Genomic DNA, 14,238 nt, shown 5'->3' with positions numbered 1-14,238 from the left:
TGCAGGCTGGTCATCCAGCAACTTGCCACTGCGTCATCCCCGCGAAGGCGGGGATCCAGCAACCTGGCTCTTGCGTCATCCCCGCGAAGGCGGGGATCCAGCGGCCCGACGCGCATCCTGAAACAGGAGCGCGTCGGTCGCCGATGTCACCAGGCTGCGTCGATCACCTCGGCGCAGCTTTTTTATTGCGCCCGCGCATCGAGTGGAACCAAAGCAATGGATTTCGCATTCCGCGCCGTGCTCAGTCCCTGCACCGGCGTCTGCACCATGGCCGGCGATGGCTATTGCGATGGCTGCCACCGCACGTCGGCGGAGATCGCGCGCTGGATCCACATGGATGACGCCGAGCGCCTGCGGCTGATGGAAACCGTGCTGCCCGAGCGGGAAGCCGGCCGCACCTGACCATGGCACCCGACGCGCCCATGCCGATCGTCCTGTCGCGCCTGCGAGAAGCGCTGCATCCGCTGGCGGCGATGCCGACCGGCAGCGGCTGGAACCATGGCGAACTGGAAGACCTGCTGCTGCCGGAGGCAGTCGTCGCCGAAGCCGCTGTGCTGGTTCCGCTGGTGCCGCGCGAATTCGGTCTGCGCGTGCTGCTGACCCGGCGCACCGACGCCCTGCGCCATCACCCCGGGCAGGTGAGCTTTCCCGGGGGCAAGGTCGAGGACGCCGACGCGGACATCGTCGCCGCGGCGCTGCGCGAGGCGTCCGAGGAAGTCGGGCTGGCGGCGTCGCAGGCGCAGCCGCTGGGCTATCTCGATCCCCTGTCCACGGTCACCGGCTTCCGCGTGCTCCCGGTGGTGGCGCGGATCGATCCAGCGTTCATCGCCGTCCCCGATCCGTCGGAGGTGTCGGACGTGTTCGAGGTGCCGCTGGACTGGCTGATGGCGCCGGGCAACCTGCAGCGCGTCGCCATCGACTATCGTGGCCGCAACCGCGAGGTGCTCGAATTCCTGCGCCCGCCGGCCGCGCCCTCGCAGCGCATCTGGGGCGCGACCGCGTCGATCCTGTTCAACCTGCGCGAACGACTGGAGCGATTGCCATGACCACCCCCTGGACCACGCTGGTGGGTGCCGGAACGCTGGCCGGCGCACTCGATCGCGACGATCTGGTCATCCTCGACTGCCGGTTTTCGCTGGCTGCCCCCGAGGCCGGCCCGGCGGCCTACGCGGCATCGCACCTGCCCGGGGCGCTGTACGCGCACCTGGACCGCGACCTGTCGGACCATCGCAAGCGCGGCGGCGGGCGCCATCCCTGGCCGGACGCCGCGGATTTCAACGCGCGCCTGGGCGACTGGGGCATCACGCAGGCGCGCCAGGTGGTGGCCTACGACGACGGGGATGGCGCCCACGCGGCGCGGCTGTGGTTCCTGCTGCGCGCACTGGGCCACGAGCACGCCGCGGTGCTCGACGGCGGCTGGGCGCGCTGGACCGCGCTTGGCCTGCCGACACAGATCGGCGTGCGCGACGTCACGCGCGTGGCACGCGACGGACGCTTCGACGAAAGCCGCCTACTCAATGCGTCCCAGGTGCAGGCGCACCTCGCGCGCGGCGGGATGCTGGTCGACGCGCGGGCACGGGGCCGTTTCCTCGGCGAAGCCGAACCGATCGACCGGGTCGCCGGGCACGTGCCTGGCGCGGTCAATCGTCCCTATGCCGACAACCTCGTCGAAGGGCGTTTCAAGCCGCGCGATCGGCTGGCGCGGGAATTCGGCGAGCTGCTCGGCACGCACGACGCCGCGGACGTTGTGGCGATGTGCGGCTCCGGCGTCACCGCGTGCCACCACCTGCTGGCGATGGAACACGCCGGCCTGCCCGGCGCGAAGCTGTTCACCGGGTCGTGGAGCGGTTGGATCGAGGATCCCGCGCGCCCGGTGGTGACCGGCGAGTCGTAGCGCCGCCTGCGTCAGGCGCACCACTTCAGGCGCTGTGGCCGGCGGGACCGTTTACTTGCCGAGCTTGGCCACCAGTGCCCGCAGGCCTGCCTGCGTGTCCGGATCGTTCCAGGCCTCGATGAAATGGTCGAGCCGGATGTTGTCCGGATGCAGGGCCTCGACCAGGTCCGCGCGCGCGATCGCGCGCGTCGCCAGCACCGGCTTGCGCGGCAGTTGCAGCAGTTGCTCCAGCCAGGCCAGCGCGCGCGTGGGAACGCCGCCGATGTCGGTGAGTTCGTCGACCAGGCCCCACGCCAGCGCCTGCCCGGACTCGACCAGTTCGCCTGATACCAGCAGGCATTCGGCACGGTGCGCGCCGACCGCGCGACGCATCAGGCGCTGGATGCCGTCGGGGGCGACCAGCCCGACCTGGGTCTCGTTGAGACCGATGCGATAGGGCCCATCGGCCATCACCCGGTAGTCGCAGCACAGCGCCAGCACGCAGCCTCCCGCGGGCGCGTGGCCGTTGATCGCAGCCACGACCGGAACCGGGCAAGTGGCCAGTGCGCGCGCGGCCTCGAAGAACTGTTCCCATGCCGCCCTGAGCGCGTCGCGGTCGCTCAGGCCCAGCAGGAACGGCACGTCCAGGCCGGCGGAGAACACCTTCGGGCCGCCCGACAGCACGATCCCGCCCACGCCGGCCGCGACCGCTTCGTCGATGGCCTCGACCAGTTGGGTGCAGACCATCGGGTTCAGGGCGTTGACCGGCGCGCGGTCGAGCTGCAGTTCGCGGATGTCGCCGTGGTCGGTGCGCTTGATCAGTGTGGTCATGCCGGTCCTGTGCAGTGCATGGCCGCTGCGGGCCGCGGAAGGGGAGCGGCTATCATAGGCGCATGTCCGCGCATCGAACCCTCGCCCTCGTGTTTGCATGTGTCTGCGCGTGGGCCTTCGTATTGCCTGCCGCGGCGGGCGACTGCCAGCCGCAGGTACGCGATGGCTGGGTGCGGCTGGGGCCGGCCGGCATGCCGATGATGGCCGGGTTCGGGCGCATCGAGAATCGCTGCGCGAAGCCGATCACCATCCTCGGTGCGGACAGTCCGGCGTTCGCCAGTGCCGAGCTGCACGAAACGCGCGTCGTGCAGGGCGTCAATCGCATGCGCCACCTGCCCGAGCTGCGCGTTGCGCCCGACGGCGTGGCCGTCCTCAAGCCCGGCGGCATGCACCTGATGCTGATGCGGCCGCATGCGCCGCTGAAGGCCGGGAGCCGGATCGTGGTGTCGTTCCGGCTGGGCGATGGTGGCGAACTGCTTGGCGAGTTCGAAGTGCGCAGGCCCGACGCGCTGTAGACACCGCCGACGCCGGCGTCCTGCGCGCCGCCGCACCTGCGTTGCACGCATGAAACACATTGCGCCGGGGCCGCTGCGCGCGCATTTGTGTTGAATCAATCAGTTGCAACCGCGCGCTGCAACCGTTGCCGGCTGCGCGCGGGCGATGTTGCACGGATGCAACGTGTTTCGCGCTGTTTCGGCGCGCGCGCCTGCAATTGGCGTCCGCAATCGCCAGGGCGTGCGAAAGATCCTTTCTCCTTCAACGGCTTGCAACGTCGGTGCCCGATTGGCATCGAACCTGCGTAAGCGGTGGGTGCGTCGCCGTCGACGCCCGGGTCGGGTGTAGCGGCGCAAACCATCCAAGGAGAACAACAATGCGTATTCGCAAGAGCTTGATCGCAACGGCCGTGCTGGTCGCGCTTGGCTTCTCGGGACAGGCCTGGTCCCAGCAGGACGAGTCCGGACGCGGCGACAACAATGCCACCTACAGCCAGGACAACAGCGGCAACAACCGGGACAACCTCGGTATCGCGCTCGCCCTCGGCCTCGGCAGCGCAGCGGCCGACAACAACAGCACGGCGACCAGCAGCGTGGCCGATTCGTTCAATACCAGTTCCGCGGTCGCCACGACCAACCTGACCGGCGTAGTCACCGGCAACGCCGTGCATGACATCGGCAATACCGCGCGCAATACCGGCAACGCGAATGGTGGTGCGGGCGGGGACGGTGGCGTTGCCTTCGGCGGCACCGCCATGGGCGGCGATGGCGACGGCGGCGATGGCGGCGACGGCGGCGATGCCGGTGCGCTCAGCGCGCGCGATGGTGATTCGGGCAGTTCCAGCGCGGTCGGTGCGATCGGCCTGGCCGGTGCGTCCGACGACACCGATGCCACGGCGCGTTCGCGCGAGCGTGGTGCGGGTGCTTCCAGCGCGGACGCCACCGCAACCGGAAACGCCAGCGCGACCGCCGATGCCTCGGCGACCGGCGGCGACACGAGCAGCACCAACGATGGCAGCAGCGGCGACGCGATGGCCGCCGGCGGGCGTGGCGGGGATGGCGGCAACGGTCGTGGCGGCGATGCCATGGGCGGCGCCGGCACCAGTGGCAATGGCGGACGTGGCGGCGACGGCGGCACGGCGTCGGCCGATGCCGGCAGGTTCGACATGTCCAACGCGATGAACGGCACCGCGAACGCGGCAGCCGGGATCATGGCGGTTGCGCAGAACAGCGGCGCATCGTCCTTGATCCAGCAGGGCGTCACCGTGCAGGCCAACCTCAACGTAGGCGGCCCGTAGGCGGCGTGGCGCGTTGCGGTGTTCCCCTGCGCCGCAGCGCGTCGTTGTCGTGCCCCGTGCGCGTCGCCCAGCCCCCTCGGCGGTGCGCACGGGTTTCTTCCGCTGCCTGTGCAGGCAGGAGATCGAAGATGCGCTTCCTCATCCCGAGAATCTGTTTCCTGGTCGTCGCCGGCATCGCGTCCGGGCTGCTGGGCATGGCGTTCGCCGCCGGCCAGCAGGCCGTCCCGGCACACGCGGATGCCAGTTCGACAGCGCAGCCGGCTCAGTCGGCGCCGGTGATCGGCCAGCCGCTGGATCCCGGGGCGCTCGATGCGCTGCGCGGCGGTGAGTCGGTGGTCGTGGTCCGGGTCAAGAACGACGGCGAAGTCAACGGCAACCACGCCGACAACGTCACCAGCGGCCTGAACGCCATCGACGGCGGGGCGTTTGCCAACGCCAGCGGCATCACCACGGTGATCCAGAACAGCGGCTCGAACGTGCTGATCCAGAACGGCACCGCGGTGAACGTGCAGTTCGCGGATCCGATGCCGTGAACACGATCGCCGGCGCGCTTGCGGGACTGCGCTGCGTCGTCGGATGCGCGCTGGCGTTCGCCGCGTGCGCGGCCGCCCACGCCGGTTCGGTCAGCGTGCGGGTGCCCTACAGCGGCAGCTACGCAATCCACCTGACCAGCCTCAAGGAGGCGCGGTTCAAGACCACCGTGCCGCAGCAGTACGATTTCAGCTGCGGCTCCGCGGCGACCGCCACGCTGCTGACGTACCAGTACGGCCATCCGGTCAGCGAGGCCGAGGTGTTCCGGCAGATGTACGCCGACGGCGACCAGGCCAGGATCCGCAGTCAGGGGTTCTCGCTGCTGGACATGCGGCGCTACCTGCAGTCCCAAGGCTTCGCGGCGGACGGCTTCGAACTGCCGCTGGACAAGCTGTTCGAGGAAGGATTGCCGGCGATCGTGCTGCTCAACGACCGCGGCTACCGGCACTTCGTGGTGGTCAAGGGCCTGCGCCGCGGGCGCGTGCTGGTGGGCGACCCCGCGCGCGGGACACGCGCGCTCACGCGCGCCGATTTCGACCGGCTCTGGGACAACCGGGTGCTGTTCGTGGTGCACAACCGGCGCGACCTGGCTGCCTTCAATCAGCCGCTCGACTGGCGGACCGCCCCACCGGCGCCGATGGAGATGGGCATCGGCCGGCAGAGCCTGCAGTCCACGGTCATGTCCAGGCGCGGGCCCGGGGACATCTGAGATGGCAGCCCACATGAAGGCGCACGCGCGGCGATTGCTGCTGATCCTGCTGCTGGCGAGCGCGGGCATCGGCTGGTCTGACCAGGCGCCGGCACAGACGCTGCCCGGACCGGACTGGGTCCCGCTCGCGACGGAGACACTCGATGGCCTGCGCGGCGGCTACCAGCTGCCGTCCGGGCTGCTGCTGTCGTTCGGCATCGAACGCGTCGCGTGGGTCAATGGCGAGATCGTGTCCTACCTGCGCGTCGACATCCCCGACATCGCCCACATGACGCCCGAGCAGGCGCAGGCGCTGTCGCAGATCGTGCAGACGCAGCTGGTGCAGGTGGGGCCGGGGAACGTGGCCACCGGGCTCGGGCACGGCGGCCTGGTGATCCAGAACACGCTCGACGGGCAGGACATCCGCGCCCGCACCACGCTCGATGTCAGCGTCAACACGCTGGGCCTGTTCCAGGCGCTCAACGCGGGCGATGCGCTGCGCAATGCCGGCTTCACCGCGCCCGGAACGCCCTGAGGGCACGGGACGGGGCGACGGATTGTTTCGACATGACCCGACGACGGAAAGGGTGACCATGGAACGGAAGGCAGGGGAAGTGGCAATCCGCAGGCTGGTGGCCAGCGCGCTGTCGCTGGCGGTCGCGGGCGTGGTACATGCGCAGCCGGCGCCGCCCGGGGCGGATCGCGTCGAGCAGCTCGAGGCGAAAGTGGAGGCCCAGGACCGGCAGATCGAAAGCCTGCGCCGGATGCTGGTCGAGCAGCAGCGTTCGATCGAAGCGCTCGGCAGCGATGTGCAGGCGCGCCAGCTCGATGCGTTGCGCGCACGTGGCGAGGCGGCCGGTACACCATCGCCGCTGGCACCGGCGTTCGCGGCGGCCGGTGCGGCAGCGCCGGTCGCCGCGATGCCCGCTGCGGCGAGTGCCGCAGTGCCCATCACCGCGGCTGCCAATGCCGCCGTACCTGCCGCGATGCAGGCCTCGGCCGGCAATCCGGGCGACGCGCGGATGCAGGTCGGACGGCCGCCGGAAGCGCTTTCGCGGCCGCCCGAAGTCGCGCCGATCTTCGACCAGCCCGGCGTGCTCACGCCGCGCGGGACCTTCATCCTCGAGCCGTCGATGCAGTTCGGCTACTCGTCCAACGACCGCGTCGCGCTGGTCGGCTACACCATCATCCCGGCGATCCTGATCGGCCTGATCGACGTGCGCCAGGTCAAGACCACCAGCCTGACCGCGGCGCTGGCGGGCCGCTACGGCATCGGCGACCGGTTCGAACTCGAACTCAAGGTGCCGTACACCTACGTCAACGGCGACACGGTCAGCCGCGAGATCTTCACCGGCACGGCGCAGGACAGCGTGTTCAATGCCGACGGCCGCGGCATCGGCGACGTGGAACTCACCGCACGCTACCAGCTCGCCAACCGCGGCCCGGACCGGCCGTTCTACGTGCTGTGGCTGCGCTACAAGAGCCGCACGGGCAGGGACCTGTTCGAGGTCACCACCGACTGCGTCACCCGCTGCGTCGCCAACGCCACCGGCACCGGGTTGCCGCTGGAATTGCCGACAGGCAGCGGCTTCGAGGCGATCCAGCCCGGCGTCACCTGGCTGTACGCGTCCGACCCGGTGGTGTTCTTCGGCAGCTTCAGCTACCTGCACAACTTCAAGCGCGACAACGTTTCGCGCACGGTGCTCACCGGCGCGCCCGAGGGGTTTCCGCAGACCACCACCGAGCCGATCGGCGATGTCGAGGCCGGCGACATCCTCGGCTTCAACTTGGGCATGGGCCTGGCGCTCAACGAAAAGGCAGCGATCAGCATCGGCTACGACCAGAGCCTGGTCGGCAAGACCAGGCAGAATGGAGAGGACTCGCCCGGATCGGTGCGCGTGATCCTCGGCACGCTGGTGCTCGGCGGCTCCTACCGGCTCAGCGACCGCGCCAGCCTGAACGTGGCGCTGGGCGTCGGCGTCACCCGGGATACGCCGGACATGTCGCTGAGCGTGCGCGTGCCGATCTCGTTCTGAACCTGCCTTTGGCGCGCCGCGGCGCCGAGCCCGGCATCTCGCGCATCGCCCATCGTCACGCACGTGAACGGCCGCGCGCGCAGCGTGTCCGCCCCGCCGGTGCGTCTGCGTTGCCTGAATTCGACGACATTGGCGATGCCTGAGGGGGCGGGCGCAGGGAGTGAGGGGCGCATGCGAGCCAGGCGGGAAACGCGCGATCTGATCGTGGTGTCGATGGCCGGCACCGAATCCGCGGGCGGCCTCGACGGATTGCTGCAACAGGGCTGGCGGCTATGGCGGGCCGAGAGCGCCAGCGACATCCTGCGACTGCTGAAGACCCAGCCAAGCACCTGTTTTGCCGCGCTGCTGGACCTGCGCGGCGCCGATCCGCGCCGGGCGGGATCGCCGCGCGCGGACCAGCTGATGCCGGTGCTGACGATCGGGCGCATCGGCTGGGTGGCCGGCGTCACCCAGAAGCAGCTGGACCAGCCGTGGGTGCGACGGCTGATTCACCACTACTGCCACGATTACGTGACGCTGCCGTGCGCCAGCACGTTGCTGGGCGTGGTGTTCGGACACGCACATGGGATGGCCGCCCTGTCGCCGGACCATGCCGGAAGCCCCGCCGGCGACGACATGATCGGCGACGCGATGATCGGCGAGAGCCCGGCGATGCGCGCGATGCAGCAGATGCTGCAGAAGGCGGCGATGACCGAGGCGCCCGTCTACATTGCCGGCGAGACGGGGACCGGCAAGGAGCTCGCGGCGTTGGCCATCCACCACCGTTCGGCGCGCCGCGAACGCCCGTTCGTGGTGATCAACTGCGGCGCGATCCCGCAGAGCCTGATGCAGTCCGAGCTGTTCGGTTACGAGCGCGGCGCGTTCACCGGCGCCAGCCAGCGCAAGCTCGGGCGCATCGAGCTGGCGCACACCGGCACCCTGTTCCTCGACGAGATCGGCGACCTGCCCATGGATTCGCAGGCCTCGATGTTGCGCTTCCTGCAGCAGGGCAGCGTCGAGCGCCTGGGGGGCCACGAGGAGATCCGGGTCGATGTCCGCATCCTGTCGGCGACCCATGTCGACCTCGCCGCCGCGGTGGCCGACGGCCGCTTCCGCGAGGACCTCTATCACCGGCTGCGCGTGATCGAATTGCGCCAGCCGCCGCTGCGCGAACGCGGCGCCGACATCGACCTGATCGCGGCCCACGCGCTGTCGCACCACGCCGCCGAGGCCACGCGCCGGATCCGCGGCTTCTCGACGTGCGCCACCGCGGCGATGCAGCGCTACGCGTGGCCGGGCAACGTGCGCGAGCTGATCAACCGGGTGCGCCAGGCGGTGGTCATGGCCGACGGACCCTGCATCACCGCACGCGACCTGCGTCTGGAAGAGGTGGGAACGGATGCGCCCGAGACCCTGGACGCGGCGCGTTGCGAGGGCGAACGCACGGCGATCGAGCGCGCGCTGCAGCGCAACCGCCACCGGATGGCGGCCACGGCGCGCGACCTCGGCATCTCGCGGGTCACGCTGTACCGGCTGATGGCGCGGCACGGCCTGCGCGAGGACGCGGTGGCCGCCCGCGCCGCGCGCTCCTAGCGCAGATTGCCCTTGTCGCCAGCGGGCTTATCGCTGGCGGGTTCCCCGGTGGCGGCGCGGCGCACGGCGTCCGGCAGCGGTGTCGGACGGCCACTGGCGCGCTCCACCCAGACCATGACCACGTGTCCGTCGGCGTACAGCGTGGCGCCGTCCGCGCTGGCGATGGCGTGGCCGATGGTCACGCTGCTGTTGCCGACGCGGTCGGCGAACAGTTCGACGATCACCTCGGCCGGGTAGGGGATCGGCACCCGGTAGTTCATCTGCACAGCTGCCAGCAGCGGCGCCATCGTCTCGGTCACCCACTCCTCGCCCAGTGACTCGAACCAGCGGATCCGCGCCTCTTCGAGGTAGGTCATGAAATTCGAGTTGTTGACGTGGTTGAACGCGTCCAGGTCGCGCCAGCGCAGCGCGATCTGCATCCGGAACAGCGACGTGCGGTTGTCGAGGCTCATGCCGCAGTCCGCTTGCGGGGCGCGGCCTTTTTCGTTGCCTTGGCGGCCTTGGCCCGGGGCTTCGCGGTGGCCTTGTCCTTGGCCCCGGTGTCGTCCGGGGCGGCCCCGACCGGCCTGGCCGCAGCCAGCGCCTTGGCGAGGAATTGCCCGGTGTACGACTGCGGCATCGCTGCAAGATCCTCGGGCGTGCCCTCGGCGATGATCATGCCGCCGCGATGGCCGCCCTCGGGGCCGAGGTCGACCACCCAGTCGGCGGTCTTGATCACGTCCAGGTTGTGCTCGATCACCACGATCGTGTTGCCGTCGTCGCGCAGCTTGTGCAGCACCGCGAGCAGGTGCTCGATGTCGTGGAAGTGCAGGCCGGTGGTGGGCTCGTCGAGGATGTACAGCGTGCGCCCCGTGTCCCGGCGCGAGAGCTCCTTGGACAGCTTGACGCGCTGCGCCTCGCCGCCCGACAGCGTGGTCGCCGGCTGGCCCAGCTTGATGTAGCTCAGGCCGACGTCGAGCAGCGTCTCGAGCTTGCGCGCGATGCTCGGCACCGGTTCGAACAGCTTCAACGCGTCCTCGACCGTCATTTCCAGCACGTCGTGGATGCTGTGGCCCTTGTAGAGGATCTCCAGCGTCTCGCGGTTGTAGCGCTTGCCGCCGCACACGTCGCAGGGCACGTAGACGTCGGGCAGGAAGTGCATCTCCACCTTGATCAGGCCGTCGCCCTGGCAGGCCTCGCAGCGCCCGCCGCGCACGTTGAACGAGAAGCGCCCCGGCGAATAGCCGCGCGCGCGCGATTCGGGCACCTGCGCGAACAGTTCGCGCAGCGGCGTGAACAGGCCGGTATAGGTCGCCGGGTTCGAGCGTGGCGTGCGGCCGATCGGCGACTGGTCGATGTCGACCACCTTGTCGAACAGGTCCAGGCCCTTCACCGAGCGGTGCGGCGCGGGCTTGTGCGACGCGCCGTTGATCTCGTTGGCGGCCAGCGCGTACAGGGTGTCGTTGACCAGCGTCGACTTGCCCGAACCGGACACGCCCGTGATCGCGGTGAACAAGCCCGCCGAGATCGCCAGATCGACGTCCTTGAGGTTGTTGCCCGACGCGCCGAGCAGTTTCAGCTGCATCTTCGGGTTGCCCTTGTGGCGCTGCTTGGGCACTTCGATCCGTCGCTTGCCGCTCAGATACTGGCCGGTCAGCGAGCGCGGCGCCTTGAGCACGTCGGCGTAGACCCCTTCCGCGACCACCTCGCCGCCGTGCACGCCGGCGCCGGGGCCGATGTCGACGATGTGGTCGGCCAGGCGAATGGCGTCCTCGTCGTGCTCGACCACGATCACGGTGTTGCCCAGGTCGCGCAGGCGCGTCAGCGTGCCCAGCAGGCGTTCATTGTCGCGCTGGTGCAGGCCGATCGACGGCTCGTCGAGCACGTACATCACGCCCACCAGGCCCGCGCCGATCTGCGACGCGAGGCGGATGCGCTGCGCCTCGCCGCCCGACAGCGTGTCGGCCTTGCGTTCGAGCGTCAGGTAGTCGAGGCCGACGTCCACGAGGAAGGTGAGCCGCTCGCGGATCTCCTTGACGATCTTGGCCGCGATCTCGCCGCGCCAGCCCGGTAGCTGCATCTGGCCGAAGAAGGCGAGCGCCTGGTCGATCGGCAACACCACCAGCTCCGGCAGCGGGCGGTCGGCGACGAACACGTTGCGCGCGGCGGCGTTCAGGCGTGCGCCGCCGCATTCGGGGCACGGGCGCTCGCTGATGTACTTCGACAGCTCTTCGCGCACCGCAGCCGACTCGGTCTCGCGGTAGCGGCGCTCCAGGTTCGGCACGATGCCTTCGAACCGGTGCTTGCGCTGGGTGCGGCCACCGGCGTCGGTGAGATAGCTGAAGCTGATCACGTCCCGGCCGCTGCCGAACAGCACCGCCTGGCGCGATTCTTCGGCCAGTTCGTTCCAGGCCGTGTCGACGCTGAAGCCGAAGTGCTTGGCCAGCGACTGGATCAGCTGGAAATAATAGGCATTGCGACGGTCCCAGCCCCGGACCGCGCCGGCGGCGAGCGACAGTTCTGGATGCACCACCACGCGCGCGGGATCGAAGAACTGCGACACGCCCAGCCCGTCGCAGCCGGAGCAGGCGCCGACCGGCGAGTTGAACGAGAACAGGCGCGGTTCCAGCTCCGGCAGGGCGTAATCGCAGACCGGGCAGCTGTACTTGGACGAGAACAGCAGCGGCTCGCCGCTTCCTTCCGCGCCGGCGTCGTCGAGCGACTGCACCGTCGCCATGCCGTCGCCGAGCTTCAGCGCGGTCTCGAACGACTCGGCCAGGCGCTGCTTGATGTCCTCGCGCACCCTGAAGCGGTCGATGACCGCCTCGATCGTGTGTTTCTGCCGCAGCGCCAGCGGCGGCACCGCGTCGATCTCGTGCAGCACGCCGTCGACGCGCACGCGCACGTAACCCTGCGCGCGCAGCTGTTCGAACACCTGCGCATGCTCGCCCTTGCGCTCGCGGATCACCGGCGCCAGCAGCATCCAGCGCTGATCGGCGCCGCTTTTGTCCGATGAGCCGTCGTCCTTTCCAAGCGCCAGCACCTGGTCGACCATCTGGCTGACCGTCTGCGCTTCCAGCGGGTAGCCATGGTCCGGGCAGCGCGGCAAGCCGACGCGGGCGTACAGCAGGCGCAGGTAGTCGTAGATCTCGGTGATCGTGCCGACGGTGGAGCGCGGGTTGTGCGAGGTCGATTTCTGCTCGATCGAGATCGCCGGCGACAGGCCTTCGATGTGGTCGACGTCGGGCTTCTCCATCACGCTCAGGAACTGGCGCGCATACGCCGACAGCGACTCGACGTAGCGGCGCTGGCCTTCGGCATAGATCGTGTCGAATGCCAGCGACGACTTGCCCGAGCCGGACAGGCCGGTGATCACGATCAACTTGTCGCGCGGCAGGTCGAGGTCGATGTTCTTCAGGTTGTGGGTACGGGCTCCGCGAATGCGGATGGTGTCCATCGCCATCGGGTGTGGGGACCTTGGAAGCGGGGGGGAGGAGGCCGGCGCGGAATCGCAACCGAACAAGGGAGCGTAACGAGCCCCCGATTTGGGGGCAAACAGCGGAAATTGCCAGCCTGCCGCAGCGGCGTCGCAGCGGGCGCGACGGGGGCGTTCAGGCGACCGACAATCGAGCAACTTTGTGGAAGCGGCTTCAGCCGCGAGCTTGTCGGGCTCGGTGCTGGAGCCTGCGGCTCGTCAGCACGTGAGCCCGTCAGCCCGCGGCTGGGAGGCCGCAGGCTGCTTTTCCCTCGATCAGGGACGCTGCTGCGCGGCTCCCCCGGCCCGGCGCAGCGCGCCGGGCATTCGTAAGGACGCGCGGCAATACCGCGCAAGCCGTCCGCGCTCATCCTGCCTGACTCGGGCTCGCGCCATCCATGGCGCGCGTGACGCAGCCCCCGCCCTCCCAGCCGTTCGGTCGCAGGTGCCGGCTTTTCCGGGCCCAAGCGAAGCTACCGTTCGATCAGCCGCAGGATCGCTGTCCGAGCGTCCGGGCGGGGCGGGCCTCGCGTCAAGCCGGCCTTGGATGGCCGGCGCGCGAATCAGGGCAGGATGCCCTGCTGAGCGAAGAGCGAGGCCCGCCTCGCCCGGTCGCGGGCCGAAGGTGGGCCGGCAGTGGATAGCGTCGTGGGCAGAGCCAGTTGACCCTAACCCGCTGAAACCCCTACAATTCCGCTTCTGTTCGCCCTCGATGGCGGCAGACGAAGAATAACTACAGAAGATCCAGGCCCCTCGAAGGCCGCGAAATCAGGAAATAGCAAACATGTACGCAGTTCTGGTCACTGGCGGTAAGCAATACCGCGTGATGAAGGGCGAGACGCTTCGCGTCGAGCTGCTCGGCGAGCACGAAGCCGGCAATGAAATCACGTTCGACAACGTGCTCATGCTCGGCGACGGCGACGGCATCAAGCTCGGCGACGCGCTCAAGGGCGCCACCGTCACCGCCAAGGTCGTCGGCCACGGCCGTGCGGACAAGATCCGCATCGTCAAGTTCCGCCGCCGCAAGCACCATCGCAAGCAGATGGGCCACCGGCAGCATTACACCGAAATCGAGATCACCGGCATCGCCGGTGGCGACAAGCAGTAAGGAGAAGCAGTCATGGCACACAAGAAAGGCGTAGGTTCCTCGCGCAACGGCCGCGACTCCAACCCGAAATACCTCGGCGTGAAGATCTATGGTGGGCAGGCCATCGAGGCCGGCAACATCATCGTCCGCCAGCGCGGCACCCAGTTCCATCCGGGCATGGGCGTCGGCCTCGGCCGTGACCACACCCTGTTCGCGCTCGTCGACGGCAAGGTCGAGTTCGCGGTCAAGGGCCCGAAGAAGCGCCGCACGGTCAGCGTCGTCACCGCCTGATCCCGCGCGCCGATCCACGAGGAGCCCCGCTTCGGCGGGGTTTTTCGTTTGTGCAAGGCGTGCAAGCCCGCTTCGCCGCTACT

13 protein-coding genes and 1 pseudogene are annotated in these 14,238 nt (G+C 69.4%); 11 read left to right on the top strand and 3 right to left on the bottom strand.

Annotated features, from left to right (window positions below):
- The first annotated feature begins 216 nt into the window (after positions 1-216).
- Positions 217-1,046, top strand: a pseudogene (locus tag ACFOM9_RS14200) (NUDIX hydrolase).
- Complete coding sequence (locus ACFOM9_RS14195) at positions 1,043-1,894, top strand: sulfurtransferase (protein ID WP_386712212.1); 852 nt, start codon at positions 1,043-1,045, stop codon at positions 1,892-1,894. The pseudogene ACFOM9_RS14200 and the gene ACFOM9_RS14195 overlap by 4 nt, the downstream one beginning before the upstream one ends.
- Before the next feature lie 51 nt (positions 1,895-1,945).
- Here the strand turns inward: ACFOM9_RS14195 and ACFOM9_RS14190 are convergent, their stop codons facing one another.
- Positions 1,946-2,704: an enoyl-CoA hydratase/isomerase family protein gene (locus ACFOM9_RS14190; protein WP_386712210.1), complete on the bottom strand. Its 759-nt coding sequence runs from the start codon at positions 2,702-2,704 to the stop codon at positions 1,946-1,948.
- 62 nt (positions 2,705-2,766) lie between these two features.
- Here ACFOM9_RS14190 and ACFOM9_RS14185 point away from each other — a divergent pair, with 62 nt between their 5' ends.
- The 7 genes from ACFOM9_RS14185 to ACFOM9_RS14155 all read left to right on the top strand — a co-directional run bounded on the left by ACFOM9_RS14185 (position 2,767) and on the right by ACFOM9_RS14155 (position 9,323).
- Positions 2,767-3,219, top strand: a complete 453-nt coding sequence (locus tag ACFOM9_RS14185; RefSeq protein WP_386712207.1) for a copper chaperone PCu(A)C — start codon at positions 2,767-2,769, stop codon at positions 3,217-3,219.
- 356 nt (positions 3,220-3,575) lie between these two features.
- Complete coding sequence (locus tag ACFOM9_RS14180; protein ID WP_386712205.1) at positions 3,576-4,496, top strand: hypothetical protein; 921 nt, start codon at positions 3,576-3,578, stop codon at positions 4,494-4,496.
- Between the two features lie 128 nt (positions 4,497-4,624).
- On the top strand, positions 4,625-5,029 hold the full coding sequence (locus ACFOM9_RS14175) for a hypothetical protein (protein WP_386712202.1): 405 nt from the start codon (positions 4,625-4,627) through the stop codon (positions 5,027-5,029).
- Positions 5,026-5,736 (top strand): C39 family peptidase, encoded by a 711-nt coding sequence (locus ACFOM9_RS14170; protein ID WP_386712200.1) that lies wholly within the window; start codon positions 5,026-5,028, stop codon positions 5,734-5,736. The genes ACFOM9_RS14175 and ACFOM9_RS14170 overlap by 4 nt, the downstream gene beginning before the upstream one ends.
- 1 nt (position 5,737) lies before the next feature.
- Complete coding sequence (locus tag ACFOM9_RS14165) at positions 5,738-6,250, top strand: hypothetical protein (RefSeq protein WP_386712197.1); 513 nt, start codon at positions 5,738-5,740, stop codon at positions 6,248-6,250.
- Positions 6,251-6,308: 58 nt separating this feature from the next.
- Complete coding sequence (locus tag ACFOM9_RS14160; protein WP_386712194.1) at positions 6,309-7,751, top strand: acetate kinase; 1,443 nt, start codon at positions 6,309-6,311, stop codon at positions 7,749-7,751.
- A gap of 171 nt (positions 7,752-7,922) precedes the next feature.
- The gene (locus ACFOM9_RS14155) at positions 7,923-9,323 is read left to right on the top strand and encodes a sigma-54 dependent transcriptional regulator (RefSeq protein ID WP_386712191.1); all 1,401 of its coding nucleotides are present in this window, start codon (positions 7,923-7,925) and stop codon (positions 9,321-9,323) included.
- On the opposite strand, the gene ACFOM9_RS14150 is transcribed toward ACFOM9_RS14155, so the two are convergent.
- Positions 9,320-9,775 (bottom strand): acyl-CoA thioesterase, encoded by a 456-nt coding sequence (locus tag ACFOM9_RS14150; RefSeq protein ID WP_386712188.1) that lies wholly within the window; start codon positions 9,773-9,775, stop codon positions 9,320-9,322. The genes ACFOM9_RS14155 and ACFOM9_RS14150 overlap by 4 nt on opposite strands.
- The gene (gene uvrA / locus ACFOM9_RS14145; RefSeq protein WP_386712185.1) at positions 9,772-12,765 is read right to left on the bottom strand and encodes an excinuclease ABC subunit UvrA; all 2,994 of its coding nucleotides are present in this window, start codon (positions 12,763-12,765) and stop codon (positions 9,772-9,774) included. Before uvrA ends, ACFOM9_RS14150 begins: the two co-directional genes overlap by 4 nt.
- A 796-nt stretch (positions 12,766-13,561) precedes the next feature.
- Between uvrA and rplU the strand changes: the two genes are divergently transcribed.
- Together rplU and rpmA are read left to right on the top strand one after the other, a co-directional pair.
- The gene (gene rplU / locus ACFOM9_RS14140; RefSeq protein WP_386712182.1) at positions 13,562-13,885 is read left to right on the top strand and encodes a 50S ribosomal protein L21; all 324 of its coding nucleotides are present in this window, start codon (positions 13,562-13,564) and stop codon (positions 13,883-13,885) included.
- A 12-nt stretch (positions 13,886-13,897) separates the two neighbouring features.
- A complete protein-coding gene (gene rpmA, locus ACFOM9_RS14135) occupies positions 13,898-14,155 on the top strand; it encodes a 50S ribosomal protein L27 (protein ID WP_027081298.1) in 258 nt (85 codons plus the stop codon).
- Positions 14,156-14,238: the final 83 nt, after the last annotated feature.

This window comes from Luteimonas notoginsengisoli (genome assembly GCF_042648885.1).
GTDB lineage: Bacteria > Pseudomonadota > Gammaproteobacteria > Xanthomonadales > Xanthomonadaceae > Luteimonas > Luteimonas notoginsengisoli.
Note: the sequence above shows the minus strand (reverse complement) of the source record. Positions and strands in the feature narration are given on the sequence as shown.

Excerpts from the sequence above, each read along its gene's own strand:
- ACFOM9_RS14185 (WP_386712207.1), top strand. The coding sequence starts at position 2,767 with ATGTCCGCGCATCGAACCCTCGCCCTCGTGTTTGCATGTGTCTGCGCG.
- rpmA (WP_027081298.1), top strand. The coding sequence starts at position 13,898 with ATGGCACACAAGAAAGGCGTAGGTTCCTCGCGCAACGGCCGCGACTCC.
- rplU (WP_386712182.1), top strand. The coding sequence starts at position 13,562 with ATGTACGCAGTTCTGGTCACTGGCGGTAAGCAATACCGCGTGATGAAG.
- ACFOM9_RS14195 (WP_386712212.1), top strand. The coding sequence starts at position 1,043 with ATGACCACCCCCTGGACCACGCTGGTGGGTGCCGGAACGCTGGCCGGC.
- ACFOM9_RS14190 (WP_386712210.1), bottom strand. The coding sequence starts at position 2,704 with ATGACCACACTGATCAAGCGCACCGACCACGGCGACATCCGCGAACTG.
- ACFOM9_RS14150 (WP_386712188.1), bottom strand. The coding sequence starts at position 9,775 with ATGAGCCTCGACAACCGCACGTCGCTGTTCCGGATGCAGATCGCGCTG.
- ACFOM9_RS14180 (WP_386712205.1), top strand. The coding sequence starts at position 3,576 with ATGCGTATTCGCAAGAGCTTGATCGCAACGGCCGTGCTGGTCGCGCTT.
- ACFOM9_RS14165 (WP_386712197.1), top strand. The coding sequence starts at position 5,738 with ATGGCAGCCCACATGAAGGCGCACGCGCGGCGATTGCTGCTGATCCTG.
- uvrA (WP_386712185.1), bottom strand. The coding sequence starts at position 12,765 with ATGGCGATGGACACCATCCGCATTCGCGGAGCCCGTACCCACAACCTG.
- ACFOM9_RS14160 (WP_386712194.1), top strand. The coding sequence starts at position 6,309 with ATGGAACGGAAGGCAGGGGAAGTGGCAATCCGCAGGCTGGTGGCCAGC.
- ACFOM9_RS14155 (WP_386712191.1), top strand. The coding sequence starts at position 7,923 with ATGCGAGCCAGGCGGGAAACGCGCGATCTGATCGTGGTGTCGATGGCC.
- ACFOM9_RS14175 (WP_386712202.1), top strand. The coding sequence starts at position 4,625 with ATGCGCTTCCTCATCCCGAGAATCTGTTTCCTGGTCGTCGCCGGCATC.